General features: G+C 30.9%; 13 protein-coding genes. 11 read left to right on the top strand and 2 right to left on the bottom strand.

Features of this window, described 5'->3' with window-relative positions:
• The first annotated feature begins 79 nt into the window (after window positions 1-79).
• The 3 genes from BTO06_RS01405 to BTO06_RS01410 all read left to right on the top strand — a co-directional run bounded on the left by BTO06_RS01405 (window position 80) and on the right by BTO06_RS01410 (window position 1,856).
• On the top strand, window positions 80-712 hold the full coding sequence (locus BTO06_RS01405; RefSeq protein WP_100923613.1) for a Crp/Fnr family transcriptional regulator: 633 nt from the start codon (window positions 80-82) through the stop codon (window positions 710-712).
• Between the two features lie 595 nt (window positions 713-1,307).
• The gene (locus BTO06_RS18360; RefSeq protein WP_157811700.1) at window positions 1,308-1,466 is read left to right on the top strand and encodes a hypothetical protein; all 159 of its coding nucleotides are present in this window, start codon (window positions 1,308-1,310) and stop codon (window positions 1,464-1,466) included.
• A gap of 159 nt (window positions 1,467-1,625) precedes the next feature.
• Window positions 1,626-1,856 (top strand): DUF2892 domain-containing protein, encoded by a 231-nt coding sequence (locus BTO06_RS01410; protein WP_198517119.1) that lies wholly within the window; start codon window positions 1,626-1,628, stop codon window positions 1,854-1,856.
• Between the two features lie 15 nt (window positions 1,857-1,871).
• Here the strand turns inward: BTO06_RS01410 and BTO06_RS01415 are convergent, their stop codons facing one another.
• Entirely contained in the window at window positions 1,872-3,236 is a 1,365-nt protein-coding gene (locus BTO06_RS01415; RefSeq protein WP_100926681.1) for a TlpA family protein disulfide reductase, read from the bottom strand.
• 891 nt (window positions 3,237-4,127) lie between these two features.
• Between BTO06_RS01415 and deoC the strand changes: the two genes are divergently transcribed.
• Window positions 4,128-4,793 carry a deoxyribose-phosphate aldolase gene (gene deoC / locus BTO06_RS01420; protein ID WP_100926682.1) on the top strand — a complete coding sequence of 222 codons (666 nt, stop codon included), beginning with the start codon at window positions 4,128-4,130 and terminating at the stop codon, window positions 4,791-4,793.
• A gap of 86 nt (window positions 4,794-4,879) precedes the next feature.
• On the opposite strand, the gene BTO06_RS01425 is transcribed toward deoC, so the two are convergent.
• A complete protein-coding gene (locus tag BTO06_RS01425) occupies window positions 4,880-5,047 on the bottom strand; it encodes a hypothetical protein (protein WP_157811701.1) in 168 nt (55 codons plus the stop codon).
• Between the two features lie 909 nt (window positions 5,048-5,956).
• Between BTO06_RS01425 and BTO06_RS01430 the strand changes: the two genes are divergently transcribed.
• The 7 genes from BTO06_RS01430 (at window position 5,957) to BTO06_RS01465 (ending at window position 19,747) form a co-directional block, all read left to right on the top strand.
• Complete coding sequence (locus BTO06_RS01430; protein WP_100923615.1) at window positions 5,957-6,178, top strand: hypothetical protein; 222 nt, start codon at window positions 5,957-5,959, stop codon at window positions 6,176-6,178.
• Window positions 6,179-6,517: 339 nt separating this feature from the next.
• Window positions 6,518-9,463 (top strand): sensor histidine kinase, encoded by a 2,946-nt coding sequence (locus BTO06_RS01440; RefSeq protein ID WP_100923617.1) that lies wholly within the window; start codon window positions 6,518-6,520, stop codon window positions 9,461-9,463.
• Window positions 9,464-9,501: 38 nt separating this feature from the next.
• The gene (locus BTO06_RS01445; RefSeq protein WP_100923618.1) at window positions 9,502-10,248 is read left to right on the top strand and encodes a LytR/AlgR family response regulator transcription factor; all 747 of its coding nucleotides are present in this window, start codon (window positions 9,502-9,504) and stop codon (window positions 10,246-10,248) included.
• A gap of 102 nt (window positions 10,249-10,350) precedes the next feature.
• Window positions 10,351-12,186 (top strand): sensor histidine kinase, encoded by a 1,836-nt coding sequence (locus BTO06_RS01450; RefSeq protein ID WP_100923619.1) that lies wholly within the window; start codon window positions 10,351-10,353, stop codon window positions 12,184-12,186.
• Window position 12,187: 1 nt separating this feature from the next.
• Window positions 12,188-12,934 (top strand): LytR/AlgR family response regulator transcription factor, encoded by a 747-nt coding sequence (locus BTO06_RS01455; protein WP_100923620.1) that lies wholly within the window; start codon window positions 12,188-12,190, stop codon window positions 12,932-12,934.
• Window positions 12,935-13,109: 175 nt separating this feature from the next.
• Window positions 13,110-14,186, top strand: a complete 1,077-nt coding sequence (locus BTO06_RS01460; RefSeq protein ID WP_100923621.1) for a hypothetical protein — start codon at window positions 13,110-13,112, stop codon at window positions 14,184-14,186.
• A gap of 221 nt (window positions 14,187-14,407) precedes the next feature.
• A complete protein-coding gene (locus BTO06_RS01465; protein WP_100923622.1) occupies window positions 14,408-19,747 on the top strand; it encodes an InlB B-repeat-containing protein in 5,340 nt (1,779 codons plus the stop codon).
• Window positions 19,748-19,840: the final 93 nt, after the last annotated feature.

Below are 19,840 nucleotides of genomic sequence, written 5' to 3' on the forward strand. Positions count from 1 at the left end.
ATTTATAAATGGTCACAATACTACTTTGAATTTCTGAAAATAGAATAGATGTGTTATTTTTACTTTAAATATCAGAGCATTGGTAGAATTATTATATCAGAACTATGAATTTTTATTTCAGAAAGAACTTCTAGAAGAAATAAAACAGGTTGGAGTTTACAAGAAAATTCAAGCAAATTCAACTATTATCGATGTCGATAGTTACATTACATCTATGCCATTGGTTTTAAATGGAGCGATTAAAATTTTGAGAGAAGATAATGATGGTGATGAATTGGTGTTGTATTATTTAGAAGTGGGCGATACTTGTGCGATGACACTTTCTTGTTGTATGGGACAAGTGAAAAGTCAAATCAGAGCTGTAGCTGAAACTGATGTAGAACTGCTTATGATTCCGAAAAAGAAAATGACCGAATGGTTAAGTAAATATTTATCTTGGCAAGAGTTCGTACTTCAGAGTTATCACAGCCGAATGGAAGAATTTATTAAAGCAGTTGATTCTATTGCATTTTTAAAAATGGATGAACGCTTATATAAATATTTACAAAATAAGGTGCTGGTAAATCATAGTGAAGTAATTCAAGTCACACATCAACAAATTGCGAATGATTTACATACTTCAAGGGTTGTAATTTCAAGATTGCTCAAAGGATTGGAAAAAGAAAGTAAAATTGAATTGCATCGGAGTCATATTACAGTGTTAAACATTTAGTGGCTTTTGGTACTAATTTTAATCAAGAAATTTTAACTCAAAATGATTTTGATCTAGCAAGATTAAATGATCCAAATAAGACAAGAAGCTTCCCTAAGTTATAGAAATTCATCAACCTTTAGCGAATATAGTTGGAATACATGAACGAAAAGTTTCAGTTTCGGTTAATTGAAAGTCCTACCAAAAGATAGATTTTCTTAGGAGTTACCACTTCGTTAATACTTGGGTAATTACAAATGTTCTGAATAAAATCTGTAGCTGTAAAAATGTTGTCTTTTGATTATAAGAATAAGTTCCAAGTTTTCTTTGATATGGAAGAAGGAACAACTTTAGTAAGAATTGCTTAGATAATAAAAGAAATAGCTGAGTATTGATCAACAAAAACGAATGTTGTGAATTATCAAAGTTATGTAAGCATATCTACGTATGTTGTGTTAATGGAATGAGTAAGTCATTATGATGTACGTGGAGGAAGTAACATGGCGGATGTTGATCTGAACTTAACGTGGAAATGTGATAAAGATGAACAAAGTCATGGAATTGTAAAATCAATGCGTGATCAATTCAGAATATCGCAGAATCATTTGGTGTTATTGTGAACTTAGTAGAAGTTCAAGAAAAGAATATTAAAATAAGTATTTATCGTAAAAATCAAAAGGGAGTTGTTTATGTAATGACCTATATGGCGCGAGTATTGGAAAGTCCTGCAAATTCAATTTTAGGAATAGAAATAAAGTTGAAAGAAATTCTATAACGTAAAGGATGAAATAGAAAATCGATTGCATTTTTCAAGGATTAGCAATTTCAAAAATGGGTGGAACATTTATAACAACTATTCTGACATTACTAGTGGTTCCACTTCTGTATTATTTAACAGAACGAAAAAATGATAAGTAAAATAAAAATAGAATAAATGATTCGAGTAATCCCTGAAACATTGATATTAATAAGTATGGCACTGGCTTATAAAGTGAAGTGCGATGGGTTTTGGTTTACTGAATTCGTTGGAGTGAACTTATTAAAATTCCCTTTTACTAAATGGTGTTTTATGGAAACTATTTTAGCTAGATATGGAGTTGTAACACTTCTTCACGTATCAAAAAAACCAATTCATTTTATGAATCGGTTTTTTTATTCTTTTTGAGGAATATGGGCAATATTAGATTTTTAATCCGTCAAATAATTCAATTAATTTTTTGTCTGATGGTCTAGGAGCAAAAGAATTAACAATCTTTCCATTAGGATCAACTAAAATAAATCTTGGAATTCCTTGAATTTGATAGTCCTGAACAAATTTAGATCCCCAAGCGGCATCAGCCATTAATTGTATTCCGCCTAAACTTTCATCTTTGATCATTTTCTTCCATAAATCATAATCTTTCGCTTGATCAATAGAGATACTTACGAATTCAATATTTTTATCGTGGTATTGCTCTTCAACTTTTTTCAAATGTGGAATTTCATCTTTACAAGGCTTACACCAAGTCGCCCAAACGTCAATGTATACGTATTTACCTTTTAAGTCGGCTAACGAAGTAGTTCCTCCTGCATTGTTTTCATAATTTTCAAATGCCGGTGAATCTTTTCCTTTTGCTAATCTTAAAACGGTATTGTATTGTTTGGTTAAACGCTCTTTGAATTTTTCGTCAGTTGAAATTTCCATGATTCCTTTGTACAATGCTTCAGCATTTGGATTCATAACACTTACCTGACCTGCCATATTTTGAAGGATATCATCCTTAATCACATTGCTTTTTAATTCTTTTAATTGTGCGATAGCTTCAGCTTCATACGATGTGCCATTTTTTTTCGAGTTTTCTCTGGCTACTTTATTGAAGTTAGCACTTACAATACTTTTGTAAGAATCAAATGATTTATAATGGTCTTCATTAGAAAAATCAACTCCTTCAAGTACATTTGGGAAAGAATCTGAAACTTTGAAATCTTTATTTTTACTTACGTATCCGTGGTAAAGTTCATATTGGGAAACATTTCCAATATGCTCGTAGTTTAAATTTGTTTTTTCTTCCGCAGCAAATTTAGAATCTACATTGTCTAAAGATTTTTCTAAATCAGCTTTTAAAGTATTCATAGTTTCTAAATACTTTGCTTCATCTAAACCATATAATTTAAATGTTGATCCTGCTTTTTCTTTGATTAAGAATTTTTGTGCTAGGTAATTGTTAACGTCACTTCCTTCTCCAGAGTAAGAAATAGTTTCATCAAATTGTTTAGCATCTAAATCCATCGTGATATCATATCCATTTTGTAGATATAATGATGATCCTTCTTTACCATCATTTAAACTGTAATATCCTTTAGTTACGTCAAAAATGGTGTCAGAAAAAGTTCCTGCATCTGAAACTTCAATTTTTTTAACCAATTTATTGTTTCCATCAATAATCATAACACTTTTGCTATTTGGATTTTTAATGGAACCTTTAAATAAGGCGTAATTTACGGGTTCAGAATTGTTACATGAAGCGAGACTTAGGGCAGTAATACCCAGTATAAGCTTTCTCATAGTATGTGTTTGGTTTTTAGAGTTTATATTAATGAATAACGAAATGTAGTCTTTTTTATTTGATAGCTGTGATAAAATATTCACAAAAAAGAGTAATTGTATTCAGTTGATCTTTTGTATTATTTTTTGTTTTACAAGGTTAAGGCCTAACTATTTTTTAGAAAATTATTTTTATTTAGTTTCATACTAAATAACTTCATAATGATTTCACAGATTTTTGGAGTTTAATCTTTCTTGTAATTTCGTAACGAGTAATTCAGAGATTTAACTTGATGAGTTAATTCTAAAGGCGATAAATAAGGCAAGACTTTTAGAGTCTTGCTTTTTTTATTATGTAGCTATTACTTAGGTATCACATTAATCAATGGTTTTCATTGTATTCATCCTTTCAAAACCAAAACTTTTGTATAGTAACTAGGTGAAATTCAAAAAATGGCTGTACAAGGCTCTATTTTAAAAAATGAAATTATAATAAAATAAAAATTAGAATTATTAAGTTTTATTACAATACAGTTTTTAGAGTATTTTACTGTGTTAATAACAAAAAAAATCTAATTATCATTTACAAATTAGTGGGTGTTACTTTATGATGTGACAAAATATTTTATCTCGTTTCTCAAAACTTCTGATAGGGTTTCGTTTTCGCTTGTGTGGCATAACACTTTATATTAAAATAAATTTCAACATTTACCAGCTTTTGTAAAAGCATCGAAGCAAGCGACTCAAATTATTCAATTATTGTTTTATTATTTCTATATTTTATGGTATTATCAGGCTGTATTTTGCTGTAATCGTACAATTAGTTCCCGTTATTGCAGCAATTTTTGCCGATAAGCTCAATTAGTATTGTGGTATTTACTACAATCTAGGAAGAAAAATTAAATAATGATTATGAAAATACATAAATATATCGATCATACCTTGTTAAAAGCTACAGCAATATCAGTACAAATAAAAGCATTATGTGCAGAAGCAAAACAGTATAATTTTTATGCAGTTTGTGTAAATGGTTCTTATGTTGAGTTAGCAGTAAAAGAATTAGCGGAAACAAATGTGAAAGTAGCTGCGGTTATTGGTTTTCCTTTGGGAGCAATGACAACAGAAGCTAAAGTTTTTGAAGCGAAAGATTGTATTAAAAACGGCGCATCAGAAATTGACATGGTCATTAATGTTGGAAAGTTATTAGAGGGAGATTTTGATTATGTAGAAAACGAAATCCGTTTAATCAAAGAAGGAATAGGAGAGAACCTATTGAAAGTCATTTTTGAGAACTGTTATTTAAGCAAAGAGCAAATCCAAAAGGTGAGTGAATTAGCATTGAAAGCTGGAGCTGATTTTATTAAAACATCTACTGGATTCGGAACTGGCGGAGCAATTTTTGAAGATGTTCAATTGATGAAAGATGTAGTAAAAGATAAAGTGCAAATTAAAGCCGCTGGAGGTATACGAGATATTGCAAAAGCTAAAAAATATATTGAAATGGGAGTAACTCGATTAGGAACATCATCAGGTGTTGCATTAGTTACCTCTGGAATTTCAAATTTAAAAGAATATTAATTTAAAAACCTTCATGATTTTTATCAAATTTAGTTTGGTAACAAGACGAAGTAATCCTTCATTTTCGAAGTTAAGATTGCTTCACTTCATTCCATTTCGTTCGCAATGACATCAAGAATAACATCATTACAAGGAGAAACGACGAAGTAATCTTTCATTTTTGAAGTTAAGATTGCTTCACTGCATTTCATTCCGTTCGCAATGACAACAACAATAATGTCATTCCGAGGAGAAACGACGAAGTAATCTTTCATTTTCGAAGTTAAGATTGCTTCGCTGCATTGCATTTTGTTCGCAATGACACAACAATAACTTCATTACGAGGAGGGAACGACGAAGTAATCTTCTTTTCGAAGTTTAGATTGCTTCACTGCATTGCATTTCGTTCGCAATGACAGTAACAATAACGTCATTACGAGGAGGGAACGACGAAGTAATCTTCTTTTCGAAGTTTAGATTGCTTCGCTGCATTGTATTTCGTTCGCAATGACAACAACAATAACGTCATTCCGAGGAGAAACGACGAAGTAATCTTTCATTTTTGAAGTTAAGATTGCTTCACTGCATTGCATTTCGTTCGCAATGACAACAACAATAACGTCATTACGAGGAGGGAACGACGAAGTAATCTTCTTTTCGAAGTTAAGAATGCTTCACTGCATTGCATTTCGTTCGCAATGACAGCAAGAATAACGTCATTACGAGGAGGGAACGACGAAGTAATCTTCTTTTCGAAGTCAAGATTGCTTCACTGCATTACATTTCGTTCGCAATGACAGTAACAATAACGTTATTACGAGGAGGGAACGACGAAGTAATCTTTCATTTTCGAAGTTAAGAATGCTTCACTGCATTGCATTTCGTTCGCAATGACAGCAACAATAACGTCATTACGAGGAGAAAGGACGAAGTAATCTTTCACTTTCGAATTTAAGATTGCTTCCCTGCATTATATTCCGTTTGCAATTACCTAGGCCAATTGCTTCTAATTTCAAACTGCTAAAAAAACATAATCTACACCTGCTACAAAGTAAATCTTGCAATAAAAAGGCTTGTATTAAGCCGCTATTAAAAATTTTAAAATTCTGTTAAATACTAATTTATACTTCCATAAACCATTTTGTTTATGTATATTTGATTAAAGTTAAACAAAGTAGGTTTTTATGGAAATCATTAATGAAGCGTTAGCATTTGAGCAAGCAAAAATGAAAAACATGTCCACTAGTGACAGGGTTGTGGCATCTAGAGAAGCAAAAAGATTAGTATTAGCCTTGAATGAAATTTATAAAAAAACAAAAGATTCATCGCTAATGGACATTATGAAACGAATTACGGCTAAGAAACGTAGAATAGAATCAAGATTAAAAGGGAAACCTTTAATATAAAAATACTAAAGATAGTTACAATTTAGTTTTTGTTGATTAGTTAGGCGTAAACATGTTCGGAAGGTTTTTACAATCACTGGACATGTTTATTTTTTATAAAAGTAACTCAGTTTGGTACGCTAATTGTAATACATCATATGCTAACAGACGTGTTAGCTTCTTTTTCATAGCAATTTTCCTACTCAACATTGTGTTGAGTAGGTTTTTTGTTTTAATACCATCGTTTAGAAACCCAAACTTAACTTTTGGAAATTCAAAAACTAAATTCTGAAACAATACAAGTATCTTTGCATATTAACTAAATTGTTTAAAATCCGTTTTTTAATGTAGTTTTGATATATGAGGATATTATTAAGTCTTCTTGTTTTATTTGTTGTTGGAATATTGCCAGCACAAGAACCAATCTCCATACATCTCACAGAAAAAGAGGGATTGCCAGATAAAGAGTTTTATTGTATCATAGAGGATGAAAAGGGTTTTATTTGGTTGGCTGCAGACAAAGGTTTGTATAGGTATGATGGTTTTGAGTTTACTTTTTATTCTCATCCAGATCAAGTTGGGTTATCCGTTTTTTCATTAACAAAAGATGACGATAATATTATATGGTACACAAACCTAGCAAATCAAATCTTTTATGTTAAAGAAGGCAAGGTTGTTTTGTTTAAAAGTCTAAAAAATTATTTTGAGGGGAATCTGCCAACATTACAAGTAAACGGAAATTATTTGTTTTTATCTCAAGTAGGTAAAATAGTTATCTATGATAAAAACACGGGAGAAACTCTTTTTAAAAAGGACGATAACAATAAACTTTTTCATAGTACCATATTAGTAAAAAATAATGAGGCATATTCTTTCAGCTCTGAAGGCTTTCTCTCTAAAATTGATAGTAATTTTATTTTTCATGATTTACATAAAAAGGCACCATTAAACAAAAAACGTCACCGCAGGGCTTTTTTACAAGTTTTAAAGGATAAGTTGTTTTTAATTTCATTTAATAACGATGGTACTTCTGATAAAATTATATTAAACAAAGACTTCGAAAATAATTTTGAGCTTATCTCTAGTAATACAAAAGATAATTATTTTATTCAGGAAATTGAAGTGATAAATAATGAGTTGTTTATCATGACCAACAAAGGTGTTTACATCTACAAAATTGAAAAAGGAAAACTTGTGTTCAATAGAAAGATGTTAGATGGTGTTTCTGTAACTGATGTTATTTTAGATAAAAATGGCTATTTGTGGATTACAACTCATTTTGAAGGAGTACATGTATTTCCCAACCTTGATTTTAAATCAAATTTTAAGGTTAAAGAAAACTCTGTTTTAAAAATGCTAAAGGGTAAGCCGAACGAGCTTTTTTTATTAGGTGAAGATGATGAGTTTTATGTGTATAATTCAACTTTAAACTCTGTAAAGAAATTTAAAAGACCAAATTTTGAATATATAAGATATATCGTTTATAATAAATCAAAAGATAATTATTTCATACAAGGATCCAGAGAAGTTGAATCTTTTAAGTTTTCAAATGGAAAAATTAAAGGATTAAAATCATATTCAAACCTAAATATCAAAGATCATCATTTTTTCACATCTGATAGTCTATTAATTGCTTCTGGTAATAAAGCAATTATTATGAATATAAATGAAGCCCAAGAAAATTGGAAAAATTCAATTTCACTTACGAATTCTAGGTGTTACAGTACCTTTGGTGATAATTTTCTAAAAGGTTATTATATTGGTAGTGTAAAAGGGTTGTTTTTTTACAGCAATGATTTAAAAAATCAAAAAGAGCTATTGTGGAAGAAGCACTCTATCTATATTAGAGACATTATAAGTACTCAAGATAAATCGATATGGTGTTTATCATTTAAAAATGGCTTTTATAAGGTTAAAAATAATAAAGTGGTAAAGCATTTCTCCATGAAAGAGGGTTTGTTGTCTAATATCAATAGCTTTTTTCAAGTTGACGAAATAAACAATTCAATTTGGATTGCAGGTGAAAAGGGAATTCAGAAATTTGATCTACAAACTGAGACATTTCAAAATTTAACGAAGAAAAACGGGATTCCTTCTTATGAGTTTACGGGTTTACAGATAATTGGCAGTAGATTGTATGCGAGTACATCAAATGAATTGTTTTCATTCGATACAAAAATGGTTTTTGATGATAATACTTTGGTAAAACCTAAGCCCTACTTTAACTTTATAAGCATAGATAATAAAGAGAAAAAACATGCAGCTACTTACAATATTCCTACTGGTGGTAAAAAAGTTGAAATAGGTTTTAATACTACTGGATTTTTATCTAGTGAAAATGTTTCTTATGAATATAGATTACTAGATGCGTTTGAAAATGAAAAATCCTGGGAAGAAGAGACTTCAAAAAGTAATAAGGTTATTTTTAATAAACTTCCTCAAGGAACTTATACATTTCAACTGAGAGCTAAAAAAGGTGATGTATATTCAGATATAAATGAAATACAATTTAATGTTGCTGGTGTTTTTTATAAACAGTGGTGGTTTTTTTTAGCACTAACAGGATTATTTGGTTTTATTTTTTGGAGTTATTTCAAACAAAAGAGTAAAGAAATTCAAGAAAAACAAATGCTTATAATCGATAAACAAAGTAAAGAGTTAGAAAATATATTCTTAAAGCTTGAGAGTTTACGTAGTCAAATGAATCCCCATTTTATCTTTAACGCATTAAATTCTATTCAAGATTATATTTTAAATAATGAGAAAAAATTAGCAAGAACTTATTTAGTCAAGTTTTCTAGACTCATTAGAATGTATCTCGAACATAGTCAAAAAAATAAGATTTCTCTTGAGGAAGAATTAGCAGCTTTGAATTTTTATTTACAACTTGAAAAAGATCGATTTCAAGATTCGTTTACTTATGAAGTAATAGTTGCCGATAATATAAATAAAGAGACCATAGAAATTCCGACATTTCTAATTCAACCTTATGTTGAAAATGCTATTAAACATGGACTTTTGCATAAAAGAGAAAATAGAAGATTGAAAGTATGCTTTCGTATAAATGAGAACCAAAGTGTATTACAATGTAAGATAGATGATAATGGAGTTGGTAGAGTAGCATCAAATGAAATTAATACAAGAAAAGCCTTTAAACCAGTTTCGTTTTCATCAGAAGCCAATGCAAAACGTATTGATTTATTAAATAAAACTCGAAAAAAACCGATAGAACTAGATATTAAAGACAAATATGATAAGTATTCCAAAGCAATTGGAACAACAGTTACCATTAATATACCAATTTAAATATTGTAACTAAATTATCATAAAAAAAATCAGCTCATATGAAAGCAATTATAATTGATGATGAATTAAAAGCGAGAAGTGTTTTAAACACTTTAATAGAAGAAGAATGCCCTAAAATTAAAGAAATTAAAGATGCTGATGATTTACTTTCTGGAGTAAAGTTAATTAGAGAGTTTAAACCAGAAATTGTATTTCTTGATATTGAAATGCCCGAATACTCTGGATTAGAAATCTTAGATTTTTTAAATGAAGATGAGGTAGATTTTCAAATTATTTTCACAACAGCTTACAATCATTATGCAATTGAAGCATTCAAACTAAACGCGGTTGATTATCTCTTAAAACCAATTGATAGTGAAGAGTTGAAAGAAGCAATTGATAAAGCAGAAAACCTACTTGGAAATAAAGACATTCACAAAAAGTTAAATGAATTAAAGTTGAGTTTAAGCGAGTCTAATTTCAAGAAGATTGGTTTACCAAATAGTAACGGAATTAAATTCGTTGATTTTAATGATATCATTATGTTGGAAGCCGACGGAATGTATACAAAAGTATCTACAACTTCAGAGGATGTTTTAGTAAGTAAACCTTTAAAGTTTTTTGTTGATACATTACAGAAAATAAATACTTTTTATCGTCCGCACCGTTCATATTTAGTAAATCTTACCTATTTGCGGGAATATGTAAAAAAAGATGGAGGTTATATTGTAATGGAAAATAATAAGTCAGTTTCTATTTCAAAGGACAAAAAAGAAGAGTTTCTAACCATCGTACAAAATATTTAGCCTCTTAAAACTCATATTTAGAAGTTGTTTTTTAGGTTTTAGAAGTTGTAAGTAAGGTTATTAACTATTTTTATGGAAATTAACATAGCTTAAAAACACTGTATGAGAAAACTATTACTTCTGATTACTTTAATATGTTTTAATTTTTCGTTTAGTCAAAACAAAATAATTGACAGTTTAAGAGCTGAAATTGTCAATTATAAGACGAATGATACAATTAAAATTCAGAAACTTCTCTCCTTTGCTAAGAGAATTCAAAGATCGAATTATAAAGAAGCCGAAACAAAACTTCAAGAAGCATTATTCTTATCAAAAGAATTGAAATCTAAAAAGTTCGAATCTTTAAGTTTATCAGGTTTAGCTGGAGTTAATTTACAATTAGGCAAATTAACCAAGGCTATGGAGCTAGGAATAAACTCAAAAAAAATTGCTGACTCTTTACAAAACGAAACTTTAATTCAAGAGGCAAATGTTCAATTACTTAGCGCGTATTCAAATAATATGAATTACGACCAAGCGAAGGACTTGGCAGCGGAGAATTATAATATATCAAAGTCAAATCCGAATAGTAGAGGGCATTTCAGAAATCTGTATTATTATGCAGAAGCAGAAAGAATGAATAAAGATTTTGAAGGTGCAGAAAAGAGATATATAGAAGGGATTGAACTTTCAAAAAAAGCTAATAATAAAGAGATAGAATATATATTCAAGACTCCTTTAGCATCATTATATAAAGATCATCGGAAATTTAATAAAGCAGAGTCTGTAATTGATGACATCATAAAATATTACGAGACCAATAATAAAGCAAGATTAGCGGGCCCTTATTTTTCTAAAGCAACCTTATATTCTATGCAGTTTAAACATAAAGAAGCAGAACCTTGGTATTTAAAATCTTTAAAAATTTATGAATCGCAAGGTAATTTGTTTTGGAAAAAGAGAATTACTCAAATATTATATGTAAACTATAGTATTCAACAAAAAAATCAATTAGCTGATTCTATTAATAAGGTATATATCGCTGCGAGAGATAGCATTGATAGTAAGGAAAAAAAACAAATAATTGAAGACGTTAGGATAAAATATGAAACAGATAAAATAGAACAAGAGAAAAATTATGCCAAGTTAGAAAGTTCAAAAAATAGAAATCTATTTATTGGCTCAGTTATCATCGGAATTTTAATATTAATTGCTTCATTATTTTATTTAGGTAGAATAAAAGCAAGGAAAAAAGCTGAGGTAATTACTCTAGAGTTAAAAGAAACGCAGAAAAGATTAGCATTGGAAAAACAATATAGAGATGCTGAATTAAAAGCGTTGAAAGCACAAATGAATCCGCATTTTATTTTCAATGCTTTAAATTCTATTCAAGAATATATAGTCCTAAATAAAAAGTCTTTAGCGAGTGATTATCTCGGAAAATTTGCAGATCTCATTCGTAATTATTTATACTACAGTGACACAGGGTTCATTTCAATTCCAGAAGAGGTTCATAATTTAAACTTGTATTTAGAACTTGAAAAATTACGTTTTGAAGATGAGCTCAGTTATTCTTTTGATGTTGAAGAAAAGGCGAGTTTTGAATTGATAAAAATACCGACAATGTTAATTCAGCCGTATGTAGAAAATGCTTTAAAACATGGACTTTTACATAAAAAAGATAACCGAAAACTGAATATTAGTATTTCTAAGCTTTCTAGTTCTTTAGTTCAGTGTATTATTGAGGATAATGGAGTAGGAAGAAAAAAATCTGAAGAAATAAAAAGCAGACTTAAACCAAATCATAAATCTTTCGCATTAGATGCAAATACTCAAAGATTGGATTTATTGAATTATGGTAAGGAACGAAAAATTGGTATTGAAATAATTGATTTGATGGAAAATCATGAACCAAAAGGAACCAAAGTGATATTAACCATCCCAATAATAAAATCTTAAGATGAAAGTATTAATAATTGATGATGAAAAAAGAGCGAGAAATGTTCTTCGAATTTTAATAGAAGAAAATTGTCCTAAAATTACAGAAATTTGTGAAGCTGATAATTTACTCACTGGTATTGAGTTAATAAAACAAGAAGAACCAAGAATCGTTTTCTTAGACATTGAGATGCCAGAACACTCAGGATTAGAGCTTCTCAATTTTATTGAAAAAGATTCCTATAATTTCGAAATTATTTTTACGACCGCTTACAGCGAATATGCAGTCCAAGCATTTCAATTGTCTGCCATCGATTATTTATTAAAACCAGTTCGACCAAATCAGGTAAAAGACGCAATTGATCGAGTGCTAAATTTTGTTGGAGATTCACAAATTAATATCAGACTAAAAGAGTTAAAATCTAGTTTAGAAAAGTCTAACTTCAAGAAAATAGGATTACCAAATGCGAACGGTATAAAATTCGTGGAGGTAGATAAAATTATAATGTTTGAGGCAGATGGAATGTACACAAGAGTATCTACAACCGAGGGGAATATCTTTGTAAGTAAACCACTCAAGTATTTTGTGGAAGCATTATTAAATATTAAAGTTTTTTATAAACCACACAGGTCTTATTTAGTGAATCTCACTTACCTTAGAGAATATGTCAAAAAAGATGGTGGTTATATTGTTATGGAAAACAATAAATGTGTATCTATTTCAAAGGATAAAAGAGATGAATTTCTAGCGATAGTTCAATGCATTTAATACTTGATTATTCAGTTTTTTATAATAGCCGATAATTCGGCTTTTTTTATGGGCTATAATTTAATTGTTTTTATATTTTTCAGAAGTTGAAACCCTCTTTTCGGAAAGTAAGTGTATAATTTTCAACACTATAAATGCAACTTTGAGGAAGGAAAACTTATAAAATTATTATAACATGAGAAATTTAAATAAAAAAGGAATTGTGTTTTTTGCATTAGCATTAATCACAATGTTTGGTGCTGACGAGGTGAACGCTCAATTTTTTAAAAAAGTTAAGAAATCGTTATCAAAAACATCAAGTTCTAATAAGTCAAAATCTAGTAAAGCACGTGCTGATAACGGAGGTACAAAAGGAGGAGCAAATTTTGTTTCGAAGAACAAAATGAGTTCAAGATTTGCAAGCGGATTTACTAATTTGGAAATGCGTACAAAAACAGAAAAACGAAGCGGAAAAGAATATACAGCTTATTACTTCGGGTCAGGAAAAAAATTGGCTTTTGTGTTACATCCTAGATTTGCAAAAGATGAGTATAGTAGAGGTGTTGACGGAGTGTATAGTAGTCTTTTTGTAAAAGAGGGAGAAGAAGTTTTTCATATTGATGAATTAAAGGACGTTACCGATCAAAGTGGAACAAAGCACTCATTTACACCAGTTCCATCTCCTTCAAAAAGAGTATTAAAAACTCCAGACGGTGTGTATTTAGTATATGCTTTTGATGGTGGTAAAAAAATTGGAGGAAAGTATCCTTATTATGCCTCATCAAAATCAAATATTAAAGGACCATTTGTGATTGCTGCACCTAGTGCTGAAAAGTTTGATGAGTGGAGCGGAGAAAAAGCAATGAGCTATGTAAAAGATTTTGAAAAGAGAGTAAAGTTAGGCTCTTTTAAGTTCATGCCAAAAGAAGGTAAATTGCATTCTCCAGAGTTAGCAAAGTTATGTGAAAAAGCTATTTACAAAAAATTAAAGCAATATAGAAACAATGCGAATTTAGAGATAAGAAAGCTAGTGGTATATTCAGATGAGTGGAAAGAAAAAATGGATAGAGTTACTGATGAAGTTACCGATAGACAATTAATTGCTTATTATGTGTATGTAAATGGTGATGACACCGATATTAATGCAGCAAAAATAAATCAGAAAAATACAGATAGTGGTTTTTCAAAAGAATTAGTAATTGAAAAATTATATTCTGATAAGTTTTCAAAAGATATTCCTGTAAGTTTAGTGAATAAATATTTTAAGAAATAGAGAAAATTATTATTGAATAACAGTCTTTACATTTTTAGGAGATGAAGCCTTGCAATCTAGTCAGTTGCAGGGCTTTTTTAATTATAAAAATGTTTTAATAGAGTTAAAAAAAACTTGAGTTACAATTCAGCAGTTGAAAACATACTTTCAGAAGTTGTAGTTCTGAATTTCTAGTAAAATGGAACAATTTTGTGTCATTAAGTAACATAATATACACTATCATGAAATTAAAATTACTTTATTTATTATTTTTTGTAACCAGTGTAAGTTATGCGCAAATTCCTACTAATGGGATAATAGCGCAATATGACTTAGACAATGGTTCTCTCGTAGATGCGGCTAATGGAGCTAATTTTACTCAAACGGGAAGTTCCCTTACACAAGTAAACGATCGTTTTTTGTCGTCAAACTTGGCAGTAAGTTTGAACGGAGATTATTTAACTAGGGCAAATATTAATTACCCGAATGTTGCTACACAACAAGATGTAGCATCTATAAGTTTTTGGATAAGAACTTCCACTGATGATGCTAACATTAGAACTATTATTGATGATACCAGCGGTAGGAGTTCACAAACAGATACTCAATGGGAAGGAGTTTATGTTTACTTAAGAGATGGAAATATTGGTGCTACATTACGTACAGGTTTTCAAGGAAATGCTAGTACAACATACAGAGGAGCAGGAAAGGTAAGTAATACCAAAGTTAGTGATGGTAATTGGCATCATGTTGTAGTGGCATATTATTACACATCAAGTTTTACAGGAGCATCTGATATATATTCTTTTCGCGTAAAATTATATGTTGATGGCGTTCATCAAGGTGATGGAACAGGTTCTGGAAGCATTAGTTTAGGATCAGGTACTTCATTTAGACCTTATGATACAAATGCTTCAATAAGGTTTGGAAAAAATGCGAGTTCAGGTTTTACAACTACAGAGACATATTTGGATGAAATTGATGAAGTTAATATTTACGGAAGAGTTTTAACAGAACAGGAAATCACGCAAATAGCTACAAGAAATAATTTCTGTTTCCCTCCACTTCCAAGTACAATTACAGAAAGTGATATTACTCAAAATAGCTTTAATGTTGCTTGGACAGAAGATGGGACTTTTGATTTAGCTTATGTACCAACTGGAACTCCATTTAGTAGTGCTACAATACAAAGTAATATTAATTATACTTCTGGAAATAAAGTTGCAGTAACAGGACTTCAACCTTCTACAATATATAAAGTGTATTTAAGAAAAGATTGTGGTGGTAGTTCAAAGTCAAATTGGTCACTAGAAAAAGAGGTTCGTACAAATGGTCGATTATATGTAAATGTTAACGCAACTGGAAATAATGATGGGACTTCATGGACAAATGCTTATATAGATTTGCAAAGTGCGCTTGCCGTTGCGGTTGACAGTCAGGAAATTTGGATTGCAAAAGGAACTTACAAAGCAGATGCTTCAGATCCTACAGTTTCTTTTGAAGTTACCAAAAATGGCATGAAACTTTATGGAGGTTTTTCTGGTACAGAGAGCGATATATTACAAAGAAATATTGCCAGTAACCAAACAATATTATCTGGAGATTTAAATGGAGATGATACAGGTGTAGATTATTCAGGGGTGAATAGAACAGATAACACGAACAATATTATAAAATTAACAGCAAATAATATTTATTTTGATGGGTTGATTATTTCAGATGGTCATAGTACAACATCAGGATCACATTCTGCAGCTATTCGTTTAATGTCAAATAATTTAAACGGATTTACAATGGTAGATTGTACTGTTAAAAATAATGTGGCAGATTTAGCAGCATTTACTTATTTAAGAAATGAAACAGCATTTTCTAGTTCATCTAATATGAAGTTAGTGGTGAAGAATTCAATAATAGAAAATAATTTATCACGATATGGAACAATTTATGTGAATGATGCTAGAGTAAATAATCGAGTTAGTACTATTGAAGTAGTAAATACACTTTTCAAAGATAATGAGGCTAAAGACAGAGGTACTTCAAAAGGATATTTCGGAAGTGTTGCTTGGATACGTTCAAGAGCTACAAGTGCAGGAAGTGCTACATTAGCATCAAAGTTTATTAACTGTTCATTTGTTAATAATAAAGATTTAGGTACAGCAACAAACGTAAACAACTTTAATAGATCTCCATTAGTACTTGAAAAAAACAGTAATGTATTTATTTCAGAGGTAACAAATTCTATTTTCTGGGGAAATGAAGCAACGGGAGGAATAGCATCTAGAGCAATTTCTAGTGGTACTGTTTCAGACTACGGTACCCTTAGTGTATATAACAGTATTGCTAATGATGATTTTACAAATTTAGCATCTGCAGATAAAACAAACACAAGTAATAATGATCCATTATTTACTGATGCTGCAAATAACGACTTTACATTACAAGCAACATCTCCAGCAATAGATTCGGGTGACAATTCAAAATTACCATTAAATACGTTAACAGATTTATTAGGTAATGTTAGAATTTTTAACACTACTGTTGATTTGGGAGTGTATGAATTAGGAGCAGGAACGCCAGGTGTATTTACGTTGTCTAAGAATGCAACTAATGGTTCTGTTACTAACGATCCAAATGGATCTTCATTTGTTCAGGCTACTGTTGTAGAATTGACTGCAGTTCCAGATGCTGGTTATGTTTTTAGTGAGTGGACTGGAGATGTTACAGGTACTTCGAATCCTGTAAATGTAACTATGGACGCTAATAAAAGCGTTACGGCAGTTTTCGTAAAAACGCCGAAAGTTTTAACAATTACATCAACTAATGGTTCTGTTGCTACAAACCCAAACCCAACTAATGGAGCTTATGATGATGGAACATCGGTAACATTAACAGCTACGCCTGATGCAGGATATCAGTTTGATAGTTGGAGCGGAGATGCAACGGGAGCTACAAATCCGTTAACCATTACAATGGATTCTGATAAGAATATTACAGCAACTTTTGTTGAAAAACCAATCTTTGTTGATGTAAATGCAACCGGAAATAATGATGGTACTTCTTGGGCAGATGCATATACAGATTTACAAACAGCAATGAACGCTGGAGCGAATTCAAAAGAAGTTTGGGTGGCAAAAGGAACTTATAAACCTACAGGAAGTGGACGAAATGCAACTTTTACTGTTGGCCTTTTAGGTGAAGTATATGGAGGTTTTGCAGGAACTGAAACTAAATTATCTGAAAGAGATATGAATTTAATTCATACTACAAATGCTACAATTTTATCAGGTGATTTAAATGGAGATGATAATGCTAATTTAATTCCTGCCGAAGCTACAAGACAAGATAATGCTTACCATGTTCTTACAGTTAAAAGATTAGGAGGAGGAAATTTAGGTTTTTTAGATGGATTTATAATTCAAGATGGTAATGCTAATGGAAGTTTAAGTAACAGTTGTAGTACTTCTAAACCTAGTCAATATGATCATAGAGGTGGTGCTGGAATTAATGCTCATACTGGAAATGTAAGTGAGCAAGTGAGGTTAGTATTAAAAAATAGTATTGTTAGAAATAATACTGCTACAAATTATGCGGTTTTTAATAGATTTAATCCTTGTGGAGCTTCGGGTACTCAAGTGCATATGGATTTTGAGAGCTGTATTATAAAAAATAATTACTCGAGTAATACGGCTAATATCGCTTTTTCTGGAAGTCAACAGTATAGTATCAGAGCGTTTGGTAAAATAACAAACTCTCTAATTGCAGAAAATACTACGGGAGCTGCAGATGAACCTTCTGCATTATTTATCAAAAGTAGTGGAACAACAGGAAGTACTCCAGCGTCAGATGTTACTGTAACGAATACAACCATAGCAAACAATAGTTCTACTAATAATATGGCTGTTGAAATTGACTTAAAGTCAGCTAGTTCTTACCCAGTAAGATTCTATAATTCTATTTTATATAATAATGGAGGTACATCTTCTATAGCGGTTTTAGGAACTAATGGAGCTTCTGCTACTTTTGCTAATAATATTGTTCAAGGTGGTCATTATAGTCAAACAGATGCTGATCCTTTATTAAGAAGTGATTATAGATTACTGACTGGTTCACCAGCTTTGGATTCAGGAGACAATACTAAAGTACCAGGAGCATTAACAAAAGATCTTGGAGGACAAGATAGAATTCAAAATACAACAGTAGATTTGGGAGCATACGAAGGTGTAAATCAAACATTAACTTTCGCGCTAACTATTAATACAACTAATGGATCAGTTAGTACAAATCCGAATCCTACAAATGGAACCTATGATGATGGTACTTCTGTAACGTTAACCGCAACACCAGATGCAGGTTATGAGTTTGTAGAATGGAGTGGAGATGCTTCAGGAACAACAAATCCGTTGATAATCACAATGGATGCTGATAAAACTATTACAGCTACTTTTGCACCAATTCAAAGAACATTAACTGTAAACGCTACAAATGGTGCAGTAACTACAGATCCGAATCCAACAAACGGTACTTACGATGATGGTACTTCTGTAACGTTAACTGCAACACCAGATGCAGGTTATGAGTTTGTAGAATGGAGTGGAGATGCTTCAGGAACAACAAATCCGTTGATAATTACAATGGATGCTGATAAAACTATTACAGCTACCTTTGCACCAATTCAAAGAACATTAACTGTAAACGCTACAAATGGTGCAGTAACTACAAATCCGAATCCAACAAACGGAACTTACGATGATGGTACTTCTGTAACGTTAACTGCAACACCAGATGCAGGTTATGAGTTTGTAGAATGGAGTGGAGATGCTTCAGGAACAACAAATCCGTTGATAATTACAATGGATGCTGATAAAACTATTACAGCTACTTTTGCACCAATTCAAAGAACATTAACTGTAAACGCTACAAATGGTATAGTAACTACGAATCCGAATCCAACAAACGGAACTTACGACGATGGTACTTCGGTAACGTTAACTGCAACACCAGATGCAGGTTATGAGTTTGTAGAATGGAGTGGAGATGCTTCAGGAACAACAAATCCGTTGATAATCACTATGGATGCTGATAAAACTATTACAGCTACGTTTGCACCAATTCAGAGAACATTAACTATTACTGCAATTGATGGAAGTGTAACCACAAGTCCGAATCCAGTTAATGGTACATATGATCAAGGAACTGTTGTTACTTTAACGGCTGTTCCAGATTCAGGGTTTTCATTTGATGCATGGAGTGGAGATGCTACAGGAACAACTACACAGGTAACTATTACAATGGATTCAGATAAAAATGTTACGGCTACATTCTCTGCAACCCTGGGAGTGAATGAGGATAAATTTAAGGTTCCATTTAAATTATATCCAAATCCAGTAACAGATGTTTTACGAATAGAATCTCAGGAAGTAGTACATAAAGTTAAAATTTACAATACTTTAGGGAAAGAAGTATTATTCAAGAATTCATTTGATGAAGAGACAATAAATGTATCTAACTTATCACAAGGAATTTATTTTATGATTATTGAAACTGAAACAGGTAAAGGAGTTCGAAGATTCATTAAGATGTAATTTACAATACATGAAAAGGAGTAAAGATAATTACAGGTTCGAAATGACTTTAGTAATCATTTACGTCGTCATTTTTTACCTAATAGCTTTGCT

Source organism: Tenacibaculum sp. SZ-18, assembly GCF_002813915.1.
In the GTDB taxonomy this organism is placed as follows: Bacteria; Bacteroidota; Bacteroidia; order Flavobacteriales; family Flavobacteriaceae; genus Polaribacter.